The sequence below is a fragment of the Zafaria sp. Z1313 genome (genome assembly GCF_050563205.1).
Classification (GTDB): Bacteria; Actinomycetota; Actinomycetes; order Actinomycetales; family Micrococcaceae; genus JAZDCJ01.
Genome location: NZ_JBNWUK010000052.1, coordinates 1 through 2,525, shown reverse-complemented (window position 1 = coordinate 2,525; position 2,525 = coordinate 1). Strand labels below are relative to the sequence as shown.

General features: G+C 59.4%; 4 protein-coding genes. 3 read left to right on the top strand and 1 reads right to left on the bottom strand.

Annotated features, from left to right (window positions below):
- Nucleotides 1-387: transposase (locus ACQ3I4_RS16655; protein WP_430633347.1), on the bottom strand; the 387-nt coding region annotated here is incomplete at its 3' end.
- A gap of 174 nt (nt 388-561) precedes the next feature.
- Here ACQ3I4_RS16655 and ACQ3I4_RS16650 point away from each other — a divergent pair.
- From ACQ3I4_RS16650 to ACQ3I4_RS16640, 3 genes are all read left to right on the top strand, one after another.
- The gene (locus ACQ3I4_RS16650; protein WP_430633939.1) at nt 562-987 is read left to right on the top strand and encodes a hypothetical protein; all 426 of its coding nucleotides are present in this window, start codon (nt 562-564) and stop codon (nt 985-987) included.
- Between the two features lie 131 nt (nt 988-1,118).
- Entirely contained in the window at nt 1,119-1,754 is a 636-nt protein-coding gene (locus ACQ3I4_RS16645; protein ID WP_329863573.1) for a hypothetical protein, read from the top strand.
- A gap of 21 nt (nt 1,755-1,775) precedes the next feature.
- A complete protein-coding gene (locus ACQ3I4_RS16640; RefSeq protein WP_329863575.1) occupies nt 1,776-2,450 on the top strand; it encodes a hypothetical protein in 675 nt (224 codons plus the stop codon).
- Nucleotides 2,451-2,525 lie beyond the last annotated feature (75 nt).

Genomic DNA, 2,525 nt, shown 5'->3' with positions numbered 1-2,525 from the left:
CATCTCATCGACACCGGTCAGGCGGCGCTGACGCTTCTTGACGATGACCGGTGAGAAGGTCCCTTCCCGGTCCCGCGGCACGTCCACCTCCACCGGGCCCGTGGTCTCCGTCAGCACCGTTTTTGGGCGCACGCCGTTGCGGGAATTCGCGGTCTGCTTCCCTGCCGTATCGTGCTTTTCATATCCGAGATGCTCGGTCATTTCCTCATCGAGCGCGGTCTCGATCACGGTCTTGGTCAGCTGCTTGAGCAGACCGTCCGGCCCGGTCAGGGACAGGCCCTGTTCCTTCGCCATTCTGACCAGCTCGCGCGCAGCGTCGCCCTCGGATACTTCTGTCTTCTTTTCAGCGGTTTTCGTACTCGGCACAGCCTCAAGTGTTGCGGCCATATCGGGCTCCTCCCCGCCAGGCTTACCGCCCGGCGTGTCGAGCCGGATACACCGTTATTTCCACAGTCCCCCGTGGTCTGCAAATTCGCGGAGGGCAGGGAAACCTTGGAGGTAGTCCCGGCATATTACGCCTCGGACGGATACTGGATACCGGACCCGAAATCGGGTGACTGGATGAAGAGCAACCCGTCCGCCGACGCAGAGTATGTCTCGGACATCAACAAGAAGCACGACGGCGGGGTCAAGAAACTGATTCGGCTCCTGAAGGCTTGGAAATACCGAAAGGGGGTCCCAATCTCCTCGTTCTACCTGGAGATGCGGGCCGCCAAGTACTCAAGTGGTGTCTCGACGTTCATCCTGATCTGGGATCTTTGCCTCATCTTGGAAGAGCTTGTCGCGCTGGAACTGGCAGCGATGAATTCGCCCGTCGCATCCGGACGCCGGATCAATCCGTGTTCTTCGGAAGCAAATCGAGCCGACGCGCTGTCCAAGACAAAGACGGCCGCCCTCCGGGCTCGACGCGCCCTTGAAGCACATAACGCCGGCAAGCCCGCTGAGGCAGTAGCGGCACTCAAATTGCTTTTTGAATTCAGCCGCTAGTCCGCCATTGCGGAACTCACAGCGAGGACCGCTGGCAGCCAGCTGTCCCCTTAGGGGAGGGGAATGCCCTCGACGATTCTCTGTCCGCAGCCGCACCAAATCCACGGGCCCAACGAGGAGATGCTGTACCAATGACAAAAGTGGACACATTACAGCGTTTCGTCCTCAGGGCGCGCCGCATTGCCTCTCACTCGTTGGCTTCCGACCGCGAAAGGCTTGTCGCACTCGCTGACTTTACGGTGGCAGGCACTCTGGCCCTGGACGGGACCTTCGAGATGCGCAGGCAGTTGCCAGACGAGGAACTCTTTGAGTCTTTGGCGGCACGCCTGAGGCCTATCCTTCTCAAGAGTGAGTCGGTGCACAACGAAAAGGTCCTTCGCGCAATCGGTAGCATTCTGGACGAGCAGGAGCAGGAATCGGCCGGTATTGATGCACTTCGTGAGGAGCTCGAGCGACTTCGAGGCGCCTGGGAAAGGCATCAGGAGTCTGATCTCCGCGTCCTGCGATACGCAGTCCAGTCGGTGAAAAACGATGGTACCGAGTCGACGCCGCAAGTGTCCGACAGCCAATTGGCAATGGCATGGCTTTACGGTGACCTCGTCCACGTGGATGTGAAAGGACCCAAGGAGTCGGGAACGCTCTTGCCGATCAAGGAGCGCTATTCCGGGGCCGTGTCCTACTTCGCAACTGTCGCCCTACTATGCGCTGAAACGTTGGATCTGGTCATGCGCCTCTCAAAGTTGGGTGTACTGGAACTCGGTAAGTAAGCCACAGACACCCCTGTCGTAGTGGGAACCGACGAGCTCATCAGCAGCGGCGTGGCCTTTTTCGCGCCAATCGATACTAAGATGCCACTGCTGGACCCAACCACTAAGTCGGCCCCTGAAGGGTTCAAGCAACTGACCATCACCGAGATGATGCGCATGGACCCGAGAAATCGCGTCCAAGTTCGGCTGGAAGCAGCGGACGGAACCACAGTGGCTGAGTATGACGCTGCCGCCACTCGCGGGCAGACAGAGAGTGGACGATATGAGTGGCGCGCCCTGATCGCGGGCTGCCTCACCTATGAGCTTTCGTTCGATCTCGGCAATAATGGCCCTACCTCACCGCGCTGCGAAGTTGTCGCCGCGCAACTGACTACAAACCGGATGGCTTTGGCGAAGTTGCGATTCGAACAAGAGGTGATGCGAAGTACTGCGATGCTGTTCATCGTGGCGGGAAAGGAGTTCTTCAGCCTTGCCATTCCAGAGGCTACGAGCGCTGATACCAGCGCCACCCAAATCTCCATTGAGTCGCTCGAAGACTTACTGGCGATCGAGGCGATCACAGGCAGCGAACTACCCTTGGCAACTGGAACGGCCACTATCCGCCAACGGGCTGTCCTGCGCACGACCAGGCTGCTATGGGAAGGTGAGTATTCGAAGGCTTGGAGGCCATCCGATATTGCCGTTCGGGGCCAGTGATATTGCCGGTGGGGGCCAGCAGTGGCGTCGGTGGGGGCCACTGGTCCCCACCGACGGTCCTGCTACTGATTCTGC

Excerpts from the sequence above, each read along its gene's own strand:
- ACQ3I4_RS16650 (WP_430633939.1), top strand. The coding sequence starts at position 562 with ATGAAGAGCAACCCGTCCGCCGACGCAGAGTATGTCTCGGACATCAAC.
- ACQ3I4_RS16645 (WP_329863573.1), top strand. The coding sequence starts at position 1,119 with ATGACAAAAGTGGACACATTACAGCGTTTCGTCCTCAGGGCGCGCCGC.